Source organism: Streptomyces abyssalis, from assembly GCF_001751365.1.
GTDB lineage: Bacteria > Actinomycetota > Actinomycetes > Streptomycetales > Streptomycetaceae > Streptomyces > Streptomyces abyssalis.
Genome location: NZ_LJGT01000038.1, coordinates 1,276,264 through 1,293,778, shown reverse-complemented (window position 1 = coordinate 1,293,778; position 17,515 = coordinate 1,276,264). Strand labels below are relative to the sequence as shown.

At 70.2% G+C, this 17,515-nt stretch carries 15 protein-coding genes; 7 read left to right on the top strand and 8 right to left on the bottom strand.

Annotated elements, in window-relative coordinates:
• Positions 1-43 precede the first annotated feature (43 nt).
• On the bottom strand, positions 44-1,201 hold the full coding sequence (locus AN215_RS12935) for a 2-methylaconitate cis-trans isomerase PrpF family protein (protein ID WP_070009249.1): 1,158 nt from the start codon (positions 1,199-1,201) through the stop codon (positions 44-46).
• A 136-nt stretch (positions 1,202-1,337) separates the two neighbouring features.
• Here AN215_RS12935 and AN215_RS12930 point away from each other — a divergent pair, with 136 nt between their 5' ends.
• Positions 1,338-2,270, top strand: coding sequence for a LysR family transcriptional regulator (locus AN215_RS12930; protein ID WP_070009248.1), 933 nt, complete (start codon positions 1,338-1,340; stop codon positions 2,268-2,270).
• A gap of 94 nt (positions 2,271-2,364) precedes the next feature.
• Here AN215_RS12930 and AN215_RS12925 read toward each other — a convergent pair whose 3' ends face one another.
• On the bottom strand, positions 2,365-2,973 hold the full coding sequence (locus tag AN215_RS12925; RefSeq protein WP_171904178.1) for a dihydrofolate reductase family protein: 609 nt from the start codon (positions 2,971-2,973) through the stop codon (positions 2,365-2,367).
• Between the two features lie 407 nt (positions 2,974-3,380).
• Here AN215_RS12925 and AN215_RS12920 point away from each other — a divergent pair, with 407 nt between their 5' ends.
• Entirely contained in the window at positions 3,381-5,840 is a 2,460-nt protein-coding gene (locus tag AN215_RS12920; RefSeq protein ID WP_070009247.1) for a SpoIIE family protein phosphatase, read from the top strand.
• Between the two features lie 28 nt (positions 5,841-5,868).
• On the opposite strand, the gene AN215_RS12915 is transcribed toward AN215_RS12920, so the two are convergent.
• Positions 5,869-6,399, bottom strand: a complete 531-nt coding sequence (locus tag AN215_RS12915; RefSeq protein ID WP_139140728.1) for a hypothetical protein — start codon at positions 6,397-6,399, stop codon at positions 5,869-5,871.
• Positions 6,400-6,665: 266 nt separating this feature from the next.
• Here AN215_RS12915 and AN215_RS12910 point away from each other — a divergent pair, with 266 nt between their 5' ends.
• Positions 6,666-7,034, top strand: a complete 369-nt coding sequence (locus AN215_RS12910; RefSeq protein ID WP_070009245.1) for a DoxX family protein — start codon at positions 6,666-6,668, stop codon at positions 7,032-7,034.
• A 103-nt stretch (positions 7,035-7,137) separates the two neighbouring features.
• Here the strand turns inward: AN215_RS12910 and AN215_RS12905 are convergent, their stop codons facing one another.
• From AN215_RS12905 to AN215_RS12890, 4 genes are all read right to left on the bottom strand, one after another.
• Positions 7,138-8,022 carry an SDR family oxidoreductase gene (locus AN215_RS12905; RefSeq protein WP_070009244.1) on the bottom strand — a complete coding sequence of 295 codons (885 nt, stop codon included), beginning with the start codon at positions 8,020-8,022 and terminating at the stop codon, positions 7,138-7,140.
• A gap of 95 nt (positions 8,023-8,117) precedes the next feature.
• A complete protein-coding gene (gene ku / locus AN215_RS12900; RefSeq protein WP_070009243.1) occupies positions 8,118-9,197 on the bottom strand; it encodes a non-homologous end joining protein Ku in 1,080 nt (359 codons plus the stop codon).
• A gap of 166 nt (positions 9,198-9,363) precedes the next feature.
• Positions 9,364-11,388, bottom strand: a complete 2,025-nt coding sequence (locus AN215_RS12895; RefSeq protein WP_070009242.1) for a CocE/NonD family hydrolase — start codon at positions 11,386-11,388, stop codon at positions 9,364-9,366.
• 27 nt (positions 11,389-11,415) lie between these two features.
• Complete coding sequence (locus tag AN215_RS12890; RefSeq protein WP_171904177.1) at positions 11,416-12,696, bottom strand: ATP-grasp domain-containing protein; 1,281 nt, start codon at positions 12,694-12,696, stop codon at positions 11,416-11,418.
• Between the two features lie 261 nt (positions 12,697-12,957).
• Here AN215_RS12890 and AN215_RS12885 point away from each other — a divergent pair, with 261 nt between their 5' ends.
• The 3 genes from AN215_RS12885 to AN215_RS12875 all read left to right on the top strand — a co-directional run bounded on the left by AN215_RS12885 (position 12,958) and on the right by AN215_RS12875 (position 15,639).
• The gene (locus AN215_RS12885) at positions 12,958-13,329 is read left to right on the top strand and encodes a PadR family transcriptional regulator (protein WP_070009241.1); all 372 of its coding nucleotides are present in this window, start codon (positions 12,958-12,960) and stop codon (positions 13,327-13,329) included.
• The gene (locus AN215_RS12880) at positions 13,326-14,705 is read left to right on the top strand and encodes a permease prefix domain 1-containing protein (RefSeq protein WP_070009240.1); all 1,380 of its coding nucleotides are present in this window, start codon (positions 13,326-13,328) and stop codon (positions 14,703-14,705) included. Before AN215_RS12885 ends, AN215_RS12880 begins: the two co-directional genes overlap by 4 nt.
• Before the next feature lie 439 nt (positions 14,706-15,144).
• The gene (locus AN215_RS12875; RefSeq protein WP_079122935.1) at positions 15,145-15,639 is read left to right on the top strand and encodes a DUF6328 family protein; all 495 of its coding nucleotides are present in this window, start codon (positions 15,145-15,147) and stop codon (positions 15,637-15,639) included.
• Here the strand turns inward: AN215_RS12875 and AN215_RS12870 are convergent.
• Positions 15,619-15,918, bottom strand: coding sequence for a WhiB family transcriptional regulator (locus AN215_RS12870; protein WP_070009239.1), 300 nt, complete (start codon positions 15,916-15,918; stop codon positions 15,619-15,621). The genes AN215_RS12875 and AN215_RS12870 overlap by 21 nt on opposite strands.
• A 277-nt stretch (positions 15,919-16,195) precedes the next feature.
• On the opposite strand from AN215_RS12870, the gene AN215_RS12865 reads away from it, so the two are divergent.
• On the top strand, positions 16,196-17,401 hold the full coding sequence (locus tag AN215_RS12865) for an aromatic acid exporter family protein (RefSeq protein WP_079122934.1): 1,206 nt from the start codon (positions 16,196-16,198) through the stop codon (positions 17,399-17,401).
• Positions 17,402-17,515: the final 114 nt, after the last annotated feature.

Below are 17,515 nucleotides of genomic sequence, written 5' to 3'. Positions count from 1 at the left end.
TCCTTCGAGCGCTGACGTGGCTGTGACTGGTTGGTCCGGGCCGCTACGCGTGTGCGGCGACCCTGGCGTCGGGCACGACGACCTCGCCTGCCATCAGGCGCCGTGCGGTGCGGTATCCGGAGACGACGGGGACGTCCCATCCCTCGCCGTTCCGCTCCACCTGGGCCGTCATGGGAAGCACGCCCGAGGGGTGGCCTATGCGTATCTCCTCGTCCGCCGGACGCGCTCCGGCCGCCCCGGCGACGAGGGTCCCGGGGATGGCCGCGGCGACGGCGGTGCAGATGGCGCCGCTGAGCGCGTACGAGCGGTGGAGCCGGCCCATCGACATCATCGACGCCCGCAGGGTCTGGTCCCTGCGGGACTGAACCGTTCCGTCCGGAAGCGGATAGTCGCACGGCGGGCCGACCATGGCGAGCTTCGGAACGGACGGGGTACGCGCGCTCGCGTCCTCGCGGGAGACCGCCGTCCCGATGTGCACCGCGGCCGAAGCCCGTACGAGTTCGAGCAGGGAGAGCAGCGCGGGGTCGGAATCGACGTCGTCGGGAAGTTCCGTGCCCGTCAGGCCCAGCGACTCCCACCGGACGAAGAGCAGCGGGTTGGCGGCGTCGACGACCGACATCTCGACCGCGCCCAGTCCGGGCACTTCCAGTTCGTCGACCGTCCGTCCCGTGGGCAGCAGCGAGCCGGTGACCGCGCCGCCCGGGTCCAGGTAGTCCAGCCGGATGCTCGCGCCCGTGCCCGGGACTCCGGGGATCGAGAAGTCTCCCGCAGGGTCGTAGCGGCCGCCGGGGGTGGGCACGTGGGCGGTGACGTTCTTGCCGGTGTTCAGATTCCGGAACGTCACCCGCGTCACGGGATCGGTCGCCGGCACCAGCCCCTCGTCGACGGCGAAGATGCCGACGGCGGCGGACATGTTGCCGCAGGTGCCCGTACGGTCCACCAGCGGCTGGTCGATCGACACCTGCCCGAACTCGTACGTCACGTCGACCCCGAGGTGCCTGCCGTCCCCGATGATCGCCACCTTGCTGGTCGCGGACGTGGCACCGCCGACGCCGTCGACCTGCCTGCGGTACGGGTCGGGGCTGCCGTACGCCGCGAGGAGGAAGCTGTCCCGCAGCGCGGGGCCGGCGGGCAGATCGGCCTCGTGGAAGAACAGTCCCCGGCTGGTCCCGCCCCGCATCAGTACCGCCGGTACCTGCATCGTTCGCCCGCCTCCCATGCCCCATGCAAGTTGCATGCAATCTGTACGCCAAGTGGGGCACACCCTGCTACACGTCGGCCGTGAACGCCATCTCCCATATCTCCACGCGGGATTAAGTTTTGCTACAGTCCACGGCGTGCATGTCGACTTGGGACGGTCCAGGCTCCTGGCCGCGGTCGCGCGGTACGGCTCGATGACGGCCGCCGCCGAACAGCTCGCGTACACGCCCTCGGCCGTCTCCCAGCAGATCAGGAAGCTGGAGGCGGAGCTGGGGCTGCAGGTCCTCGCACGTCACGCGAAGGGCGTCGACCTCACCGACGCAGGGCGGGCGGTCGTCGAACACGTGGCGGGCATCGAACGCCGGCTGGCCGCGCTGCACGAGCAGCTCGAAGACATCCGCGGTGCGCGGGCAGGCACCCTGCGCCTGGGCACGTTCCCCACGTTCGGCGCCTCGCTGCTGCCCTTCGCGATCACCGGCTTCGCCTCGCGCCACCCGGGAGTCTCGCTCTCGGTACGCAGCGCGCGCCTGTCAGGGCTGCTCGAACTGCTGCACACACGGGAGATCGACATGGCGGTCCTCTGGGACTACGAGTGGTCCCGGCTCGACGAAGCGGGCCTCAGCGTCCGCGAACTCCTCGCCGATCCGACGCGCCTGGTGGTGTCGGCCGCGCACCGGCTGGCCGGCCAGGACAGCGTCGGAGTCGGCGAACTCGCGCGGGAGCGCTGGATCACCAGGGCGGACCACCATCCCGTGGCAGAGGTGCTGCTCCGTACGTGCCAGGCCGCCGGATACGAACCCGTGGTCTCCTTCGAGGCGCACGACTACCAGGAGGCGCAGGCGATGGTCGCCGCGGGGCTCGGCGTGGCGCTGGTACCCCAACTGGCCCTGAGCGGCGTACGGGAGGACGTCCGCGTGCTCGGGCTCGGCGGTGAGGCACCGTCGAGACGGATCATGCTCGCGCACTCCGCCGACCGCGCACCGTCCCCGGTGGGCACGGCGATGACGAAGATCCTCCGGCAGGTCGCGCGCGAGGGCGGCAGGGACATCGGGACGGCGGCGGCACCCTGATACGCCGCCGTCCCGGGGGACCGGGCCGCGCAGGCCGCTCCGGGGGCTGCTCCCGGACCGATCCGGGGACTGCTCCGGGCTGCCCGCCCACCGCTCAGCCCTGCGGCAGGTGAGCCTTGGCGTCGTCGTAACCGGCGTCACCGGCCGAACGGGCCGGTGCGTAGACGAGGTTGAGCACACCGCTCCCGAACGTCTCGGAGGAGACCAGCCTCAACGGGATCGGGCTCTCCCCCTCGTCGAACAGCCGCATGCCCTTGCGGACGGCGATCGGGTGCACCAGCAGCTGCAGTTCGTCCAGCAGGCCTTCGGCCAGCAGCCGGCGCACGACGGAGACCGAGCCGCTCACGGCGATGTCCGCGCCCGGCTCGTTCTTCAAAGCGGTGACGGCCTCGGCGAAGTCGCCTTGGAGCTGCTCCGAGTTGCGCCAGGTGAAGTCGAGCTTCTGCCTGGACAGGACGATCTTCCGCGCGTCACCGATCTTCTTGGCGAAGTCGGCGTCCTCGCCGCCTGCCGCCTCACGCTCGGGCCACGCCCCGGCGAAGCTGTCATACGTCCTGCGGCCGAGGATGATGGTGTCGGAAGCGCCGAGCGTCGCGTCGACGGCGGCGCCCATCTCGTCGTCGAAGTACGGGAAGTGCCACTGGTCGGGTGCTTCCACGACCCCGTCGAGCGAGATGAACAGTCCGGCAGCGATCTTCCGCATGATGCCCCTCCAGGAACCCGGTCGTCTGGTCTCTCCCCCAGTCGGACAACCGGGACCGGGAGAACTCATCGCCGTTTCCCGAACGGTCACGCTCCCGCTTTCCGGGCTCCCGCCCCGCCCGCACTGTCATACGGACGGACGGGAGGCACGCGGCTACGGGCTGCCACGGCCCGGACACGGGCACGGTCCGGATACGGGCACGACACGGGCGCAGGCCCGGCACGGGCGCGGGTACGGCACGGGCGCGGGTACGGACGCCGGACATGGACGCGACGCATAAGGGCGCGGAAGCAGGTGACCCGACTCGGCGGCAGACCGTCCCGGCAGACACGTAACCCATCTGATGCAGGCTGGAGGCAGCGGCGCCGGCCGGTCGTCACGCTCCGCGCCGTAGGAGGTGGGCTGTGATGGCGCAAGACCGTCCCGCGGCCCGCGGTGGCCATGGGGCCGCCGTGGCCGACGACGCGGAGCGGCCCGTCACGGCCATCGTCGACGAGCACGGCACGGTCACCGGCTGGAGCCCCGGGGCCGTCCGGCTTCTGGGTTACGAGCACGAGGAGGTCCTGGGCCGGGCAGGCACCGACCTGCTCGCGGAGCCCGGAGCCGAAGCGGTCATGGAGGCGCTCGCCGGGCGACGGAGCTGGAACGGCCACGTCGTGCTGCGCCACAGGGACGGCCGCGAGGTACGGGTGGCTCTGCTCGCCCGCCGCCGCACCACGCCCGTCGGTCCCGACTGGCTCCTCGTGCGTGTCGACGAGGCACGTCTGCACAGCGGTGCCGACGTGACGGCGATGGACTGGGGGTTCAGCGAATTCCCCTGCATCCTCGGGCTGTTGGACACGAACCTGCTGGTCGTGCGGGCGAACCGCGACATGGAACGTGCGGCCGGGCTCACCGAGGACCAGCTGCAGGGCCTGCGCCCGTCGGAGATCATCACCGACCAGCCGGAACCGTGCAGGGTCGAGCGGGCCATGCGCACGGCGGTGGAGACGGACCAGCGCGAGCATCTGCGTACCTTCGTGCGCGTACCGGGCGAAGCAGTCGAGCATTCCTGGTCGGTCTGGGTCGCGCCGGCCAAGGACGAGAACGGCGACCTGCGCGGTGTGTGCTTCACCGCGCAGGATCTGACGGAGCAGTACTCCGCCCAGCAGCGCCTGCTGCTGCTGAACAAGGCAGGCAGCCGCATCGGCACCACACTGGACATCGGGCGCACCGCGCAGCAGCTGGCCGACGTCACGGTCCCGCAGTTCGCTGACTTCACCGGTGTCGATGTGCTCACCTTCCTCGAACACGGGAATGAACCGCCGCCCGGGCCGCTGAACGGTCCCGTCGACGTGCGCCGTGCGGGACAGCGCTCCGTCGCCACCGGAGAGTCCGGGGACCTGGTCGGGACGGGGGAGGTGGTCACACACCCCCGCTTCTCCGAACTGATCGAGCGCCTGGGCGGGACGAGGACGACCACGCCCGAGGCGAGCAGCCGGCTGCTCGCCGAGTGGACGGGTCACGATCCCGCGCGGGCGGCACGGGTCGGGTCCCAGCGCATCCACTCGGTCATGGTGGTGCCGCTGCGTGCCCGCGGCATCACCCTCGGGGTCACGCTGTTCATGCGCCACAGGCGTCCGGAGCCGTTCGCCCACCACGACATGCTGCTGGCCGAGGAGCTGACCGCGCGGGCCGTGGTCTCAATGGACAACGCCCGCCGCTACGTCCGTGAACGCAAGACGGCGGAGACCCTCCAACGCGACCTGCTGCCGCAGCAGTTGCCCGAACAGAGCGCGGTGGAGACGGCCTCCCGCTATCTGCCGGCGCAGGGGCAGGCGGGTGTGGGCGGCGACTGGTTCGATGTGATCCCGCTCTCCAGCGCACGCGTCGCCCTGGTCGTCGGCGACGTCGTCGGGCACGGGCTCCAGGCCTCGGCGACCATGGGCAGGTTCCGCACCGCGGTCCGGTCCCTCGCGGAGATGGGCCTTCCGCCCGACGAAGTGCTCACGCATCTCGACGACATGGTCACGCGTCTGTCGGACGAGAGCGGCAGTGAGTCCGCGGCCGCTTACACCGGCACCACCTGCCTGTACGCCGTGTACGACCCGGTCTCCCGGCGCTGCACCGCGGCACGCGCCGGCCACCCCATACCCCTCGTGGTCTCGCCGCCGGGCACCGTCGACCTGTTCGACCTCCCCGCCGGCCCGCCGCTCGGCGTGGGCGGCACGCCCTTCGAGGCGTCCCAGCGCGAACTGCCCGAAGGCAGCGTGCTGGCCTTCTACACCAACGGCCTGATCGAGACCCGCCACCGCGACCTCGACGAGGGCCTCGCCATGCTGCGGCGCAGCCTCACGGAGACACCTGAGTCCCTGGAGGCCTCGTGCGACCACATCCTCGCCGCCATGCTCCCCGAACAGCCGGAGGACGACGCCGCGCTGCTGCTCGCCCGTACGCGCGCACTCGACCCGGGTCAGGTGGCCACCTGGGACGTTCCGGCCGATCCGGCGGCCGTCGCCCCGATACGCGCTGACGCCGCCGCCCGTCTGGGTTCCTGGGGGCTTGAAGACGTCCTGTTCAGCACCGAGTTGATAGTCAGCGAGCTGATCACCAACGCGATCCGCTACGGCAACCCGCCGATCCGGCTGCGGCTCATATACGACCGGGAACTGATCTGCGAGGTCTCCGACACCGGTATCGCCGCCCCTCATCTGCGCCCTGCCAGCCTCATGGACGAGGGCGGACGCGGTCTGCTGCTCGTCGCCCAGCTGGGCCGCCGCTGGGGGGTGCGCTACGGCCAGCAGGGCAAGACGATCTGGGCGGAACAGACCCTCCCGGACGGCCTCCCGGGCGGTCTGGCCCCCGGACACCCGCCGTCGCCCGGGTGACGGGACCGCTGCCGGCCCCGGGGCCCCGTCACGGAGCGGTTGCGTCGGAAGGCGGTTCCTCCTGGGCTGCGCTCTCGCCCGGCGGCAGACCGGCACGTGCGCGCAGCATGTCCGCGCGTGAGTGGACGAGGAGCGCAACGGCCTTGATGACGGCGGCGATGCTCAGGCCCACGGCGGTCGTCAGGCCGCCGACGGCGGTGATCAGCTGGGCTGTATCCGAAGGGTTGAAGCGGTCGTGGGCCACGCTCTCCAGCACGCCGCGCGTCGCGGAGAAGGCGACGGCGTATCCGAGCCCGGCCAGGACCAACAGCCCCAGGACTGCGATGACTTGGGCCCTGCGGGCGCCCAACTGGGCTGCGTACACGGCGTGGTGCCAGATGGCGTACTGGGCCTGGAGGTCCCGGCCGGCCTCCTCGGCGCGGTTCAGCGAATCGTCCAGCCTGCGCACCACGTGCTCCGCGTGGCTTCCGCGGCCGCCGTGCAGAGCGACGTGCCCGAGTTCCCTCGCGTCCGCGCTCGCTTCGCGAAGATGCCTCCGAAGCCGTTCAGAAGCTCCCAACCGAGCTACCTCCGGGTGTGGTGGTCACGTGGTCCGAGCCCGGCACCTGTTGCCGTATGCCCCCGCAACTTACAACGGAGGCCGTACGACGACGAGTTGCGCCGAGTGCGGACCCGGGCGCGCACTGTCCCTTGCCACGAGTGGAACGGATGCCGGGGGCGCTGCCGCCGGACCGGCTTGACGCCTGGGGGCGTGTCACCTTCCGGCGCCCCGTCTCGTCATCAGGGTGAACACCCGGCCGTGGTCCCGGCGAAGAAGGAGCCGCCGTGTTCGCAACGTACCTCGTGGTCACCCTCCTCGCCTCGGCCGTCAGCGGGCTGGCCGCCGCCGCGAACCTCACCGGTCATGCCTACCCCGCCAGGCAGGCGGACAAGTTGAGCGTGCCCCGGTCCTGGATGCGCCCGCTGGGCGTTCTGCTGGCGGCCGGCGCCCTGGGGCTGCCGGCCGGGTTCGCGGTGCCTGTGCTCGGCACGCTCGCCGCCGCCGGTCTCGTGCTCTACTTCGCCGGCGCGCTCTGCGCTCATCTTCGGGTCGGCGACCGCCAGTTGGGGCCGTGGGCGGCGTTCTTCTGCCTGTCGGCGGCGGCCCTGGCCACGGGCCTCGCCCACCACGGTCCGGGCTGGCCGCCGACGTAGCCGGCACGGGCCGTCACCGGAGGCCGCCGCCGCAGAGCCTCAGGTACAGGCCGCGGGCCCAGCCGTCAGATCCAGGGGTCAGTCCAGGGGTCAGGTCCGGGCGTCACGGAAGCGGAGTGCCGCCGGTCGCGTTGATGATCTCGGCGGTGATGTAGCTGGACTCCGGGGAGGCGAGGAAGACATAGGCCGGTGCCATCTCGGCCGGCTGGCCCGCCCGGCCGAGAGGGCTCTGCTTCCCGAACTCGCTTGTGTCGGGCAGTGTCGAGGGGATCAGCGGTGTCCACACGGGGCCCGGCGCCACGGCGTTGACGCGGATACCCCGCTCGATCAGCATCGCCGCGAGCCCCTGGGTGAAGGTGACGATCGCGCCCTTGGTCATGGCGTAGTCCAGCAGATGCGGGCTGGGCTTGTACGCCTGCACCGAGGTCGTGTTGATGATGGTCCCGCCCTCGGGGATGTGCGGAAGAGCGAGCTTGGTCAGCCAGAACATGCCGTAGAGGTTGGTGCGTACGACCCGGTCGAACTGATCGGTGGTGACGGCCTCGATGCCGTCCGGCTGGGACATCTGGTAGGCCGCGTTGTTGATCAGGACGTCGATCCTGCCGAACTCGCCGGCGGCAGCCTCGACGACGCGTCCGCACTCGGCCTCCTCCCTGATGTCGCATGCCAGCGGTACGGCACGGCGGCCGGCATCCTCCACGAGGCGGACGGTCTCCCGCGCCTCGCCCTCCTCCTCCGGCAGGTAGGTCAGCAGCACGTCCGCGCCCTCGCGGGCGAACGCCAACGCGACCGCCCGTCCGATGCCGGAGTCCCCACCCGTGATCACGGCCTTGCGGCCGGTGAGGCGGCCGGAGCCCTCGTAGCTCTCCTCCCCGTGGTCGGGGCGCGGGCTCATGCGGTCGGTGTAGCCGGGGTGTTCGTCGTCCTGCTGGGGGAACGGCGGCTGCGGCTGCCGGCGCGTGGGGTGATCCGAGCCGGATTCGGTCATCAGGCGACTCCTTGAGCGTGGCGAACGCCTGGGTACCCGCACGACCTCGGGAGTAACAGACGTCGGGACGGCCGCCTCTCAGGCCGAGTCAACGTTCAGGCGGCGCTCTTGGCGCTCCGTGCGACGGCCCTTTCGAGCTCGGCGCGGTTCATGCGGGAACGGCCGGGGACATCGGCCTCCGTGGCGAGCTGGTACAGCTCGTCCTTCGTGAGACCGCCCAGGTCCGGCCCTGACCTCTTCCGAGCGGGCTTCTTACCGGCCGTCTTCTTCGCCGTGCCGCCCCTGGTCCCGCTCGTGGTCCCCGACTTGGCCCCGGACTTGGTCCCTGCCCTGGCCCCCGCCCCGGTCCCGGCCTTTGACCTGGCGGCCTTCTCCTTCCGGCCCGTACCCGTACGGGAGGAGCGGGCCTGGTCGACGGAGGCCTCCAGCATCGACATCAGGTCGACCACGTTCGTCGACTCGGGCGGCTTCTCGGCCTTCTCCACGGTCTCACCGGCCCGCTTCGCTTCGACCAGCTCCCGCACCCGCTCCTGGGTACGGTCCCGGTAGTCGTGCGGGTTCCATTCCATCGCCATGGCTTCGATCAGCTGACTTGCCATCTTCCGCTCCCGGGCCGGCGCCTCGGACCGCGGTGGCAGGTTGCTCAGCGTCTCGTGCGGGTCGCGGACCTCGTCCGCCCAGTGCAGCGTGTGCATCACCAGGACCCCGCCCTGCTCGTGCACCGCGACGAGGTAGTCCTTCTGCCGCATGCTCATCACCGCGATGCCCGCCCGCCCGGTCTCCGCCAGTGCGTCCCGCAACAGCCCGTAGACGTTGGCCTGTTCCTTGCGCGGCTGGAGGAAGTACGTGCTGTCGAAGTAGGCGGGTTCGATGGCGTCCAGCTCGACGAATCCCGAGATCTCGATCGCCTGGGAGCGGCCGGGGGTGATCTCGTCCAGTTCGGCCGGTTCGACGACGACGTACTCGCCGCCACCGGTGTCGTATCCCTTGACGATCTTGTCGTACGGGACTTCCTTGCCGGTCCGCTCGTTCACCCTCTTGTTGCGTACGCGGTCGGAGGTCCCACGCTCCAGCTGGTGGAAGCGGACGGTATGGGACTCCGTCGCCGTCGCAAGCTGGACGGGAAGAGTGACCAGCCCGAATGTCAGCGATCCTGACCACACTGCGCGAGCCATGACGTCCGTCCTCTCACCCGGCGCCAGTAGCTCCCATGGTCACACCTCGCATCCGTTCCCGCCGTTCCGGTTCGCCCTCCCGCGGGGCCGCCGTGCGCAGGGGTGAAGAGCGCGGACCGCTCTCGCACGTACGCCGGCGGCCCCGCGGAGAGCGCGCCGTCACCGTTCAGACGTGGTCCCGCGGGATGGTCAGGTCCCAGTTGCGGGACCGCACCCGGCGGTCGCCTTCGTAGGCGTCCAAGGTCGCGTGGACGTAGAAGTTCGACACGTCGGAGGTCAGCACGGTGCGCGTCGTCGCACGCGCGTCCCAGTCCCCGCGGGTGAAACCCATGACCCATTCGATCTCGCCACGCACGGAGTCGAAATCGTCACCGGTCCAGCTGTAGCGCTCGTGCGCCCGGCGGGTCAGCTCCAGGTCGATGTCCTCCATGTACACCACGCCGAGGTCCTTCACGACCTCCAGCGCCGACCGGTAGTCGACGAGCTCACGCGAGACCGTCCAGCGCTCCTCACCGGGCCGGACCACCTGGCTCGGCAACGGCGGGGCACCTTCCGGATCCCCGAACAGCGGCGTCGGCAGCTCGTCGGGTTCGGTGTTCGAGCGGATCGGCAGCTCCAGCGAGCTCTCCGCCGGATGCACGGTCATCCGCACCGGCTCCGGCGGCGGCCAGGCGAGCGGCCAGTACGAGGTCGACAGAGCGATCCGGATCCGGTGTCCGGCCGGGAAGGCCTGTGCCACACCGTTGAGCTGGACGCTGACCTGGTAGCGCTCACCGGGTTCGAGACCCTCGGGTTCGGCATGGCTGTTGCGGTGGGTGAGATTGAGCAGTCCGTACGTCGCCCGCGTCGCCCGTCCGTCCGGTGCCACGTCGGAGAGCCGTACGGCCACCATCGCCACCGGCCGGTCCACCTCCAGCGTCGCGTGCAGGACCGGCCCGCCGAGGATCTCGCAGCGCTCCTCCAGCGGTTCGCTCTCGAAGACCAGCGAACCGCCGTCCTCCTCCCGCTGGTCGTACGGCAGGTCGGGAGGCGCGTTGTAGGAGCACCACTTCCCGGCGAACTGGCCCACGGACAACGGGGATTCCACGCTGAGCGGCGGTGAGGCGAGCTGCTCGCCGGGCCGCCCGATCCAGTGCTGCCCCAGGGGGTGCTGGACGCGTTCGACGTGCGGGGAGAGCCAGCCGGGTTCCCCGACCCAGCGCCCCGGACGTTCGTCGTAGGAGGTGGACGGCGGCATGCTCTCCTGCATCCAGGTGCAGAGCATGGGCCCGTCCATCACTCCGTTGTCCTCGTCCTTGAGCCAGTGGTCCCACCAGCGCACCAGTTCCTGCAGGAAGCCGATGGCGGGGCCCGGCACGCCGAGGTGCGGATACTTGTGCGACCACGGACCGATCAGCCCCCGGCGCGGGACCTTGAGCTCCTGCAGCAGGCGGAAGACGGCGTTGGAGTAGCCGTCGGCCCAGCCGCTGACGGCGAGCACCGGGCACCCGACGTCCGAGTAGTCCTCGCAGACCGAGCCGTGCCGCCAGTAGTCGTCCCGCCGCTGATGGGTCAGCCACTCGCTCAGCCACGGGACCATGCCGTCGAGCCGCTCGTACCACATCTCGCGCCACCGGGGACCGACCACCTGGGGGTCGGGCGGGCACGAGTTGTAGGCCATCATCGTCGAGGCCCACGAGAGGTTGTCGCTGAGCAGGCAGCCGCCCATGTAGTGCACGTCGTCGGCGTAGCGGTCGTCGCTGTAGGAGAGCGCCGCGATCGCACCGAGGCTCGGCGGGCGGCGCGCGGCGAGCTGAAGGGCGTTGAATCCGCCCCAGGAGATGCCCATCATCCCGGTGCGGCCGCTGCACCACGGCTGCTCGGCCATCCATTCGAGGACATCCTCGCCGTCGCAGAACTCCTGCTCCAGGTACTCGTCGTCGAGCACGCCCTCGGAGTCGCCGCTGCCGCGCAGATCGACCCGCACGCAGGCGTAGCCGTGCCCCGCGATGTACGGGTGGTTGACCGAGTCGCGCACAGCGGTCAGATCACGCTTGCGGTACGGGATGAACTCCAGGATCCCCGGAACCGGCTCCGTGTCCGAGGCGACCGGACGCCAGATGCGCCCGGCCAGCCACGTGCCGTCCCGGGTGGGGATCCAGACGTGCTCCTCCTCCTTGACCGCCTGCGGCCGGGAGCTGACCTCCTTCATTCCCGCGTTCTCCTCCTGTTCGCCGGACTATTCGTCGAATTCGAACGGCAGCAGTTCGAGGCAGCGCTCGTACTTCTCCCCGAGCTCGGCCTCGTCCCGCGCTCCGATGTACATGGCCGCCAGCTCGTAGCTGTAGCTGTCCTGGGACTGCAGCTCGGACAGCCGGCCGCCTTCGGTGGCGGTGATGTCCACGATCGTGCCGGGCACCTCCCGCTCGACCCGCGCGATGTCCTCGTCGCTCGGGCTCCTGCGTACGTACCCGTCGGAGAAGCGCCGCAGGAACCACTTGCCTGCGACGTCGAACGGACCCTTGCGGTGCGGAAGGTGCGGGTCGCGGCCGAGCGCGAGGCTGATCATGCACTGGTGGTTCGGCACGCCGTCGACCTGCTCGAAGAGCGGGGCGTGCGACTGGGAGAGCCTCGGGTTGACCTCGACGATGTTGATCCGGTCCCGCTCCTGGTCCCAGAAGAACTCGATGTTGAACGTGGAGTTGTCCAGGCCGATCTGCTGCACGACCCGGGTGGAGACGTCGCACATGCGGTCGGCGAGATCTGCCGGGACCGACGAGGGGTACTGGTAGCGCAGGAAGCTCGACGTCCCTTCGTAGAGGACGGAGTCGACCACGCCGTAGCAGTGGACCTTGCCGTCGCAGCTGTAGCCCTCGACCGTCAGCTGCCGGCCGGAGATCTCCTCCTCGGCCAGGCAGACCCCCTGGCCGCCGGCGGTCGCGACCTCCGGCGGCAGGTCCAGCATCGAGAGCACGAAGTCGAACGCCTCGCCTATGCCGCCGATCCCGTCCCGGATCTGGGCGACGGCGTCGTCGAACTGCTCCTGATCCTCCACCCGGAACGCCAGCGCCGACGAGTAGGACTTCACCGGCTTCAGCCACATCGGGAAGCCGAGCTCCGCCGGGGGCCTCGGGTCGTCGAGATCCACCAGTGCGAACGGCGGGTGCGCGTCGCAGACCTTCTGCTGCTCCAGCCGGCTCCAGTACTTGTTCTCGCACTTCACGACCGATTCCAGCGAGGCGGACGGCAAGCCGAGGCGTTCGCACAGAATCGGCACCATCGAGCTCACCGGGAAGTCCCAGTACCCCACGATCGCGTCGACCGGTCCGTCGAACGCCTTCACCCTGCTCTCCGCCTTGTCGAGGAGGCTGCGCAGCGGCACCTCCTCGTCCTCCATGAGTTCCTCCTTGCCGAGCAGCGCATGGAAGCGGTACGCGGACAGATGAGGAAGATCGTGCAAAAGTTCACGATTGCGCTCGTCGAGTCCGAGCACGAATACGTTCTCCGGCCTGTTCACCATGGCGCCCCGGTACCCCCACTCGGCGCATCCACTCAGGCATCTGGATGCCCGGGTTGCGCCGGGCCGGTACGGGTGTCCGCAGCGGCGCCGGCAAGGCGGCCCGTCGGCGGCGGCCCGTCCGCAGCGTCGCCCCCGGCGCAACGCACAGAGCCCGGCCTCTCTCCCTGTTCCGCTCCGGAAGTTCTTGTGGGGAGCCGATACCTAAAGCTATTATGCATCGCAGTCCAAGGTATTCCATGGCATGAGGCGCAGGGAGGTCTCGTGAGAGTCACCAAGGACCTCGTGGCCGCCTCGGCGACACCGATGGTGCTGGGCATCCTGGCCGAGGGGGAGAGCTACGGCTACGCGATCCTCAGGCGGATCCACGAGCTGTCCGGCGGAGAGCTGGAGTGGACAGAAGGCCTGCTCTATCCACTGCTGCACCGGCTCGAGCGCCTCGGACTCGCGGAGTCGAGCTGGCAGTCGGCCGCCGGTGAGCGGCGGCGCAAGTACTACCGCATCACCGAAAAGGGCCTCGGCGAGCTCGCCGAGCAGCGCCGCCAGTGGGACACGGTCGTGGACGCGCTCAAGCAGATCTGGCTCGGCTCCGGCGATCTGAGGACGAGGGCGATGCCCCTGGAGGGCCCGGCATGACAGCGCCGGACAGTCACAGTCAGGACGGGCTGGAGGCCCAGTTCGCCCAGTGGCGTCAGTACGCGCACCGCCGCCCGGAGCTGCGGCAGTCCGACACCGAGGAACTCGAGGATCACCTCCGGGGTTCCGTCGACGAGCTCATCGGCATCGGCCTGCGCGCCGACGAGGCCTTCCTGGTCGCCGTCAAGCGCATGGGCGGCCTGGACGACCTGTCCCGCGAGTTCGCCCGGGAGCACTCCGAACGGCTGTGGAAGCAACTGGTGCTGACGGGTGAGACCGACGGCCCGGCGGCGGACACCCGTAAGCGGCGTGACCTGCTCGCGACGGTGATCTGTGTGGCGGGTGCGGCGATGTCCGTCAAGCTGCCGGAGCTGTTCGGAATGGGCATCGAAGAGGACGCCGCGTTCTACGGACGCAACCTCGGCCTCTTCGCGCTTCCCTGGCTGGCGGCCTTCCTCGCCTGGCGCCGCAAGGCCGTGCCGGCGCTGGCCGGCGTGCTGCTGGCGTTGTTCGCGGCCGGAGCCGTGGCGGCCAACGTCTATCCCCTCGCGGACGACTCCCAGTCGGCGGTACTGACCGGCATCCATCTCCCCATCGCCCTGTGGTTCGCGGTCGGCCTGGCCTACGTCTCCGACGACCTGCGATCGTCACGCCGGCGGATGGACTTCATCCGCTTCACCGGCGAATGGTTCGTCTATCTCTCGCTCATCGCCTGCGGCGGCGGTGTGCTGATGGGGATCGTCTTCGGGACCTTCGAGGCCATCGGGATCACCCCGGACACCTTCATCGCCCAGTGGCTTCTGCCCTGTGGCGGCGTCGGAGCGGTCGTGGTGGCCGGGTGGCTCGTCGAGGCCAAGCAGAGCGTCGTAGAGAACATGGCCCCTGTGCTCGCGCGGCTGTTCACGCCGCTGTTCACCGCTGTGCTGCTGGCCTTCCTCGTCGCCTTCGCCCTGACCCGCGGCGGCATAGACGTCGAGCGCGAAGCCCTGATCCTGTTCGACCTCCTGCTGGTCGTGGTGCTGGGCCTGTTGCTCTACTCCATATCGGCCCGCGATCCGCTGGCCCCGCCGGGCCTTTTCGACAAGCTGCAACTCGCCCTCGTGGTCAGCGCGCTCATCATCGACGTGCTGGTGATGCTGGAGATAACCGGGCGCATCACCGAGTACGGCACCACACCGAACAAGGCCGCGGCGCTCGGAGAGAACATCATCCTGCTGGCCAACCTCACCTGGTCGGCCTGGCTGGTGCTGGGGTTCGTCCGCCGCCGCGCACCTTTCGCGGCGCTCGAACGATGGCAGACCGGCTACCTCCCCGTGTACGCAGTGTGGGCCTGGATCGTGGCCCTGGTCTTTCCACCGTTGTTCGGTTACCTGTGACCGGCGGCCGGCTCGCCGCCGCCGGCCGGCCGGACCGACGCCGGACCCGAGCCGGAGCGGCACCGAGCCGGACCCGCCTCCGGGTGCAGCCGCCGAAGCCCGTACGCGGAAGTGACCGCGGAGACGACCGCGGTGGCGTCCGCACCCGGTGACCGGTTTCGGCCTGTGGGCGACTGGTAACTCCCGTCACCATGCCGTGAACACTCGTCGGATTTTCCGTCCACCGGGAGGTCCTGCCCGAAGCGGGACCGGCATGCTGCCGCCGCGCTGCCGGGCTGCGGTCGTCGCCCTGGTGCGAGGCGGAGCGGCCCCGGCCGGGCTGCGAGACGTTCGTGATCGGTCAGTGCAGGTCGGCAGGGATTCCCGGACTCGGAGGGACGGCATGGAATCGCCAATAGGGGGCGGACGTGGCGAGGGCGACCCGGACGGCGCAGGGGCGATGGAAGCACAGCAGGGTGCTCTCGGGTCGGAGAACGCCAGGGAACGGGTGAACCGTCAGTGGCAGGAGATTCTGCAGGAGACCCGTGTCGCGCAGACGGGCGTGCAGATCCTCTTCGGGTTCCTGCTGAGCGTGGCCTTCACCGCTCGCTTCACTCATCTCGGCACGTTCGACCGCACGGTCTACGTGATCACCGTGATCCTCGCTGCCGGCGCGACAGGAGCCTTGATCGCCCCGGTGTCCATCCACCGCTTCCTCTCGGGGCAGCGCATGAAGGACGACGTCGTGGAGGCCGCGGGCCGGCTGATGATGTGCGGGATGGTCCTGCTGGCACTGACCGTGGGCTCGACCCTGCTGCTGATCCTCCACGTCGTGCTCAGCAACCTCATCGCGGAGATCCTCGTGGGCGCGGTGATGGTGTGGTTCGTGTGCTGCTGGTACGTCCTTCCCGCCTTCCTCCGCAGCCGTTCCGCCTCACGGAGCGACGGAGGATGACGGGCGGTTCCCCGCGGGGCGCCCCTCGGCGTGACCCGGCCGGCCGGTCCCGCCGCCGAGGCCGGTCCCGCTGCCGAGCCGCCGCTCCGCCGCCGTGAGACCGCCCCAGACGCCGTCGTACTCTCCGGCCCCGAACGTCTCGCACCGGCTTCTCACCGGGCATACCGCGCAGACCGCCTTGGCTTCGTCGATCTGAATCAGCGCGGGCCCCGACGAGCCGATCGGAAAGAACAACTCAGGGTCCACGTCCCGGCACGCCGCCCGGTACCGCCAGTCCATCTGCGCATCCTCCAGAGCGCTTGCCACAGGGGACACCGCCGCGGAGCGGTCACGGGGAGGACCTGGGACGCGGGTGTCCAGTTCTGCCCCGAAGGCCGTACGCACGTCCGGAGCACACTCCCGTTTGACCGTGTACGAGACGTTCAAACCGCGGCCCCTGCCGTTGAGCACCAGGGCCGGGAGGGCTGATGCCCCGGGTTTGCGGAAGCGGACGGAAGTCAACCCACAGGTCTGCGGGAGCGGTGCGTGACTGAACGGAGAGGGGCCCTGAAGCGCCATGAAGGGCAGCGGTGACCCGGCGGTGAGCCCGGGGAACAAGCCGGGACAGGTCGGCCTGTGGTTCGGGCGTGCCAGGCGGTCCGACGGCTACGAACGTCAAGTCGTGCTCGTCGTCGTGAAGAGCGCCCTGGCGGCGAGCATCTCGTGGGCCGTGGCTCATGACCTCATGGCAGCCGGGGCCCCGGCCTTCGCGCCGTTCTCGGCCGTGCTGATGATGCAGGTGACCATCTACCAGTCGATGGTCCAGTCACTCCGGTACGTGGTCGCGGTGGTGGCCGGCGTCGTACTGCAGGCCCTGCTGGCCTTCGCACTGGGCCCGAACCTCCTGGCGTTCTCGCTCATGGCACTCGTGGCGCTGGCGCTCGCCCGGTGGCCGAAGCTCGGCTTGCAGGGAAACCAGGTGAGCACCGCGGCGTTCTTCGCCTTCTCCCTCTACGTGATGGCCACCGGGACCACGACGCGCTTCGAGCAACTGGGGCAGATCCTCCTGCTCGTCCTGACCGGATGCGCCGTGGGCGTCGCCGTGAACATGCTCGTCTTCCCGCCGATGCGCTACCGCAGCGCCGAACACGGCATCCAGGCCGCCGGCCAGTCGATGACCGACCTCTTCGACGACATCGTCTCGGGCGTACGCCAGGGCGACATGGGGGCCGAACGCACCGGCAAGTGGCGCCACCGGGCAGGGGAGTTGGAGAAGACCGTCGCGCAGGCCCGGGCTTCGGTGGCGACCGCGCACGAGAGCATCTACTACAACCCGCGCCGTCTTGCCCGGCGCCGGCGGCACTCGGGGTTCTCCACCTACAGCGCGCTCGTGGAAGCCCTGGACCGCATCACCCGCCAGCTCGTCTCGATCACCCGCAGCCTGGACCTCTGGTACGAGGAGACGACGACCTCGCCGTACGCCGAATTCCTGCGGGACTACGCCGACTTCCTGGCCGCGGTCGCCCAGGTCACGAACGTCCTCTGCGACGTCGGCGCCGACCGCTCGCCGGAAGAGAGCCGGGATCTGCGGGACCGTGTGGGCGCCGCCGAGGAACGCCGTGCCCAGTTGGCCGAGGCAGCCGACCGGCGGGAGCTCCCGCGCGGCGACCACTCCCGTCCGTACGGTGTGCTGCTCGTCGAAGCCACCCGGCTGACGGAGGAGTTCCAGTACGCCTGCGAGGTCCTCGGCCGACACGAGGACGAGGGCGGGCGCGCCGGCTGACCTTGTCCGAACGGCTCATGCCTCACCGCCGGGCGCACACGAACACCGGCGGACGTGAATGGAGACACGGCCGGGTGCGGTGTCCACCAGCCCCCTCTTGCGCGAGAGCCCCGT

Bases quoted from the DNA above. Each gene is read 5' to 3' on its own strand.
- AN215_RS12935 (WP_070009249.1), bottom strand. From the start codon at position 1,201: ATGCAGGTACCGGCGGTACTGATGCGGGGCGGGACCAGCCGGGGACTG.
- AN215_RS12925 (WP_171904178.1), bottom strand. From the start codon at position 2,973: ATGCGGAAGATCGCTGCCGGACTGTTCATCTCGCTCGACGGGGTCGTG.
- AN215_RS12920 (WP_070009247.1), top strand. From the start codon at position 3,381: ATGGCGCAAGACCGTCCCGCGGCCCGCGGTGGCCATGGGGCCGCCGTG.
- AN215_RS12905 (WP_070009244.1), bottom strand. From the start codon at position 8,022: ATGACCGAATCCGGCTCGGATCACCCCACGCGCCGGCAGCCGCAGCCG.
- ku (WP_070009243.1), bottom strand. From the start codon at position 9,197: ATGGCTCGCGCAGTGTGGTCAGGATCGCTGACATTCGGGCTGGTCACT.
- AN215_RS12895 (WP_070009242.1), bottom strand. From the start codon at position 11,388: ATGAAGGAGGTCAGCTCCCGGCCGCAGGCGGTCAAGGAGGAGGAGCAC.
- AN215_RS12890 (WP_171904177.1), bottom strand. From the start codon at position 12,696: ATGGTGAACAGGCCGGAGAACGTATTCGTGCTCGGACTCGACGAGCGC.
- AN215_RS12880 (WP_070009240.1), top strand. From the start codon at position 13,326: ATGACAGCGCCGGACAGTCACAGTCAGGACGGGCTGGAGGCCCAGTTC.
- AN215_RS12875 (WP_079122935.1), top strand. From the start codon at position 15,145: ATGGAAGCACAGCAGGGTGCTCTCGGGTCGGAGAACGCCAGGGAACGG.
- AN215_RS12870 (WP_070009239.1), bottom strand. From the start codon at position 15,918: ATGGACTGGCGGTACCGGGCGGCGTGCCGGGACGTGGACCCTGAGTTG.
- AN215_RS12865 (WP_079122934.1), top strand. From the start codon at position 16,196: ATGAAGGGCAGCGGTGACCCGGCGGTGAGCCCGGGGAACAAGCCGGGA.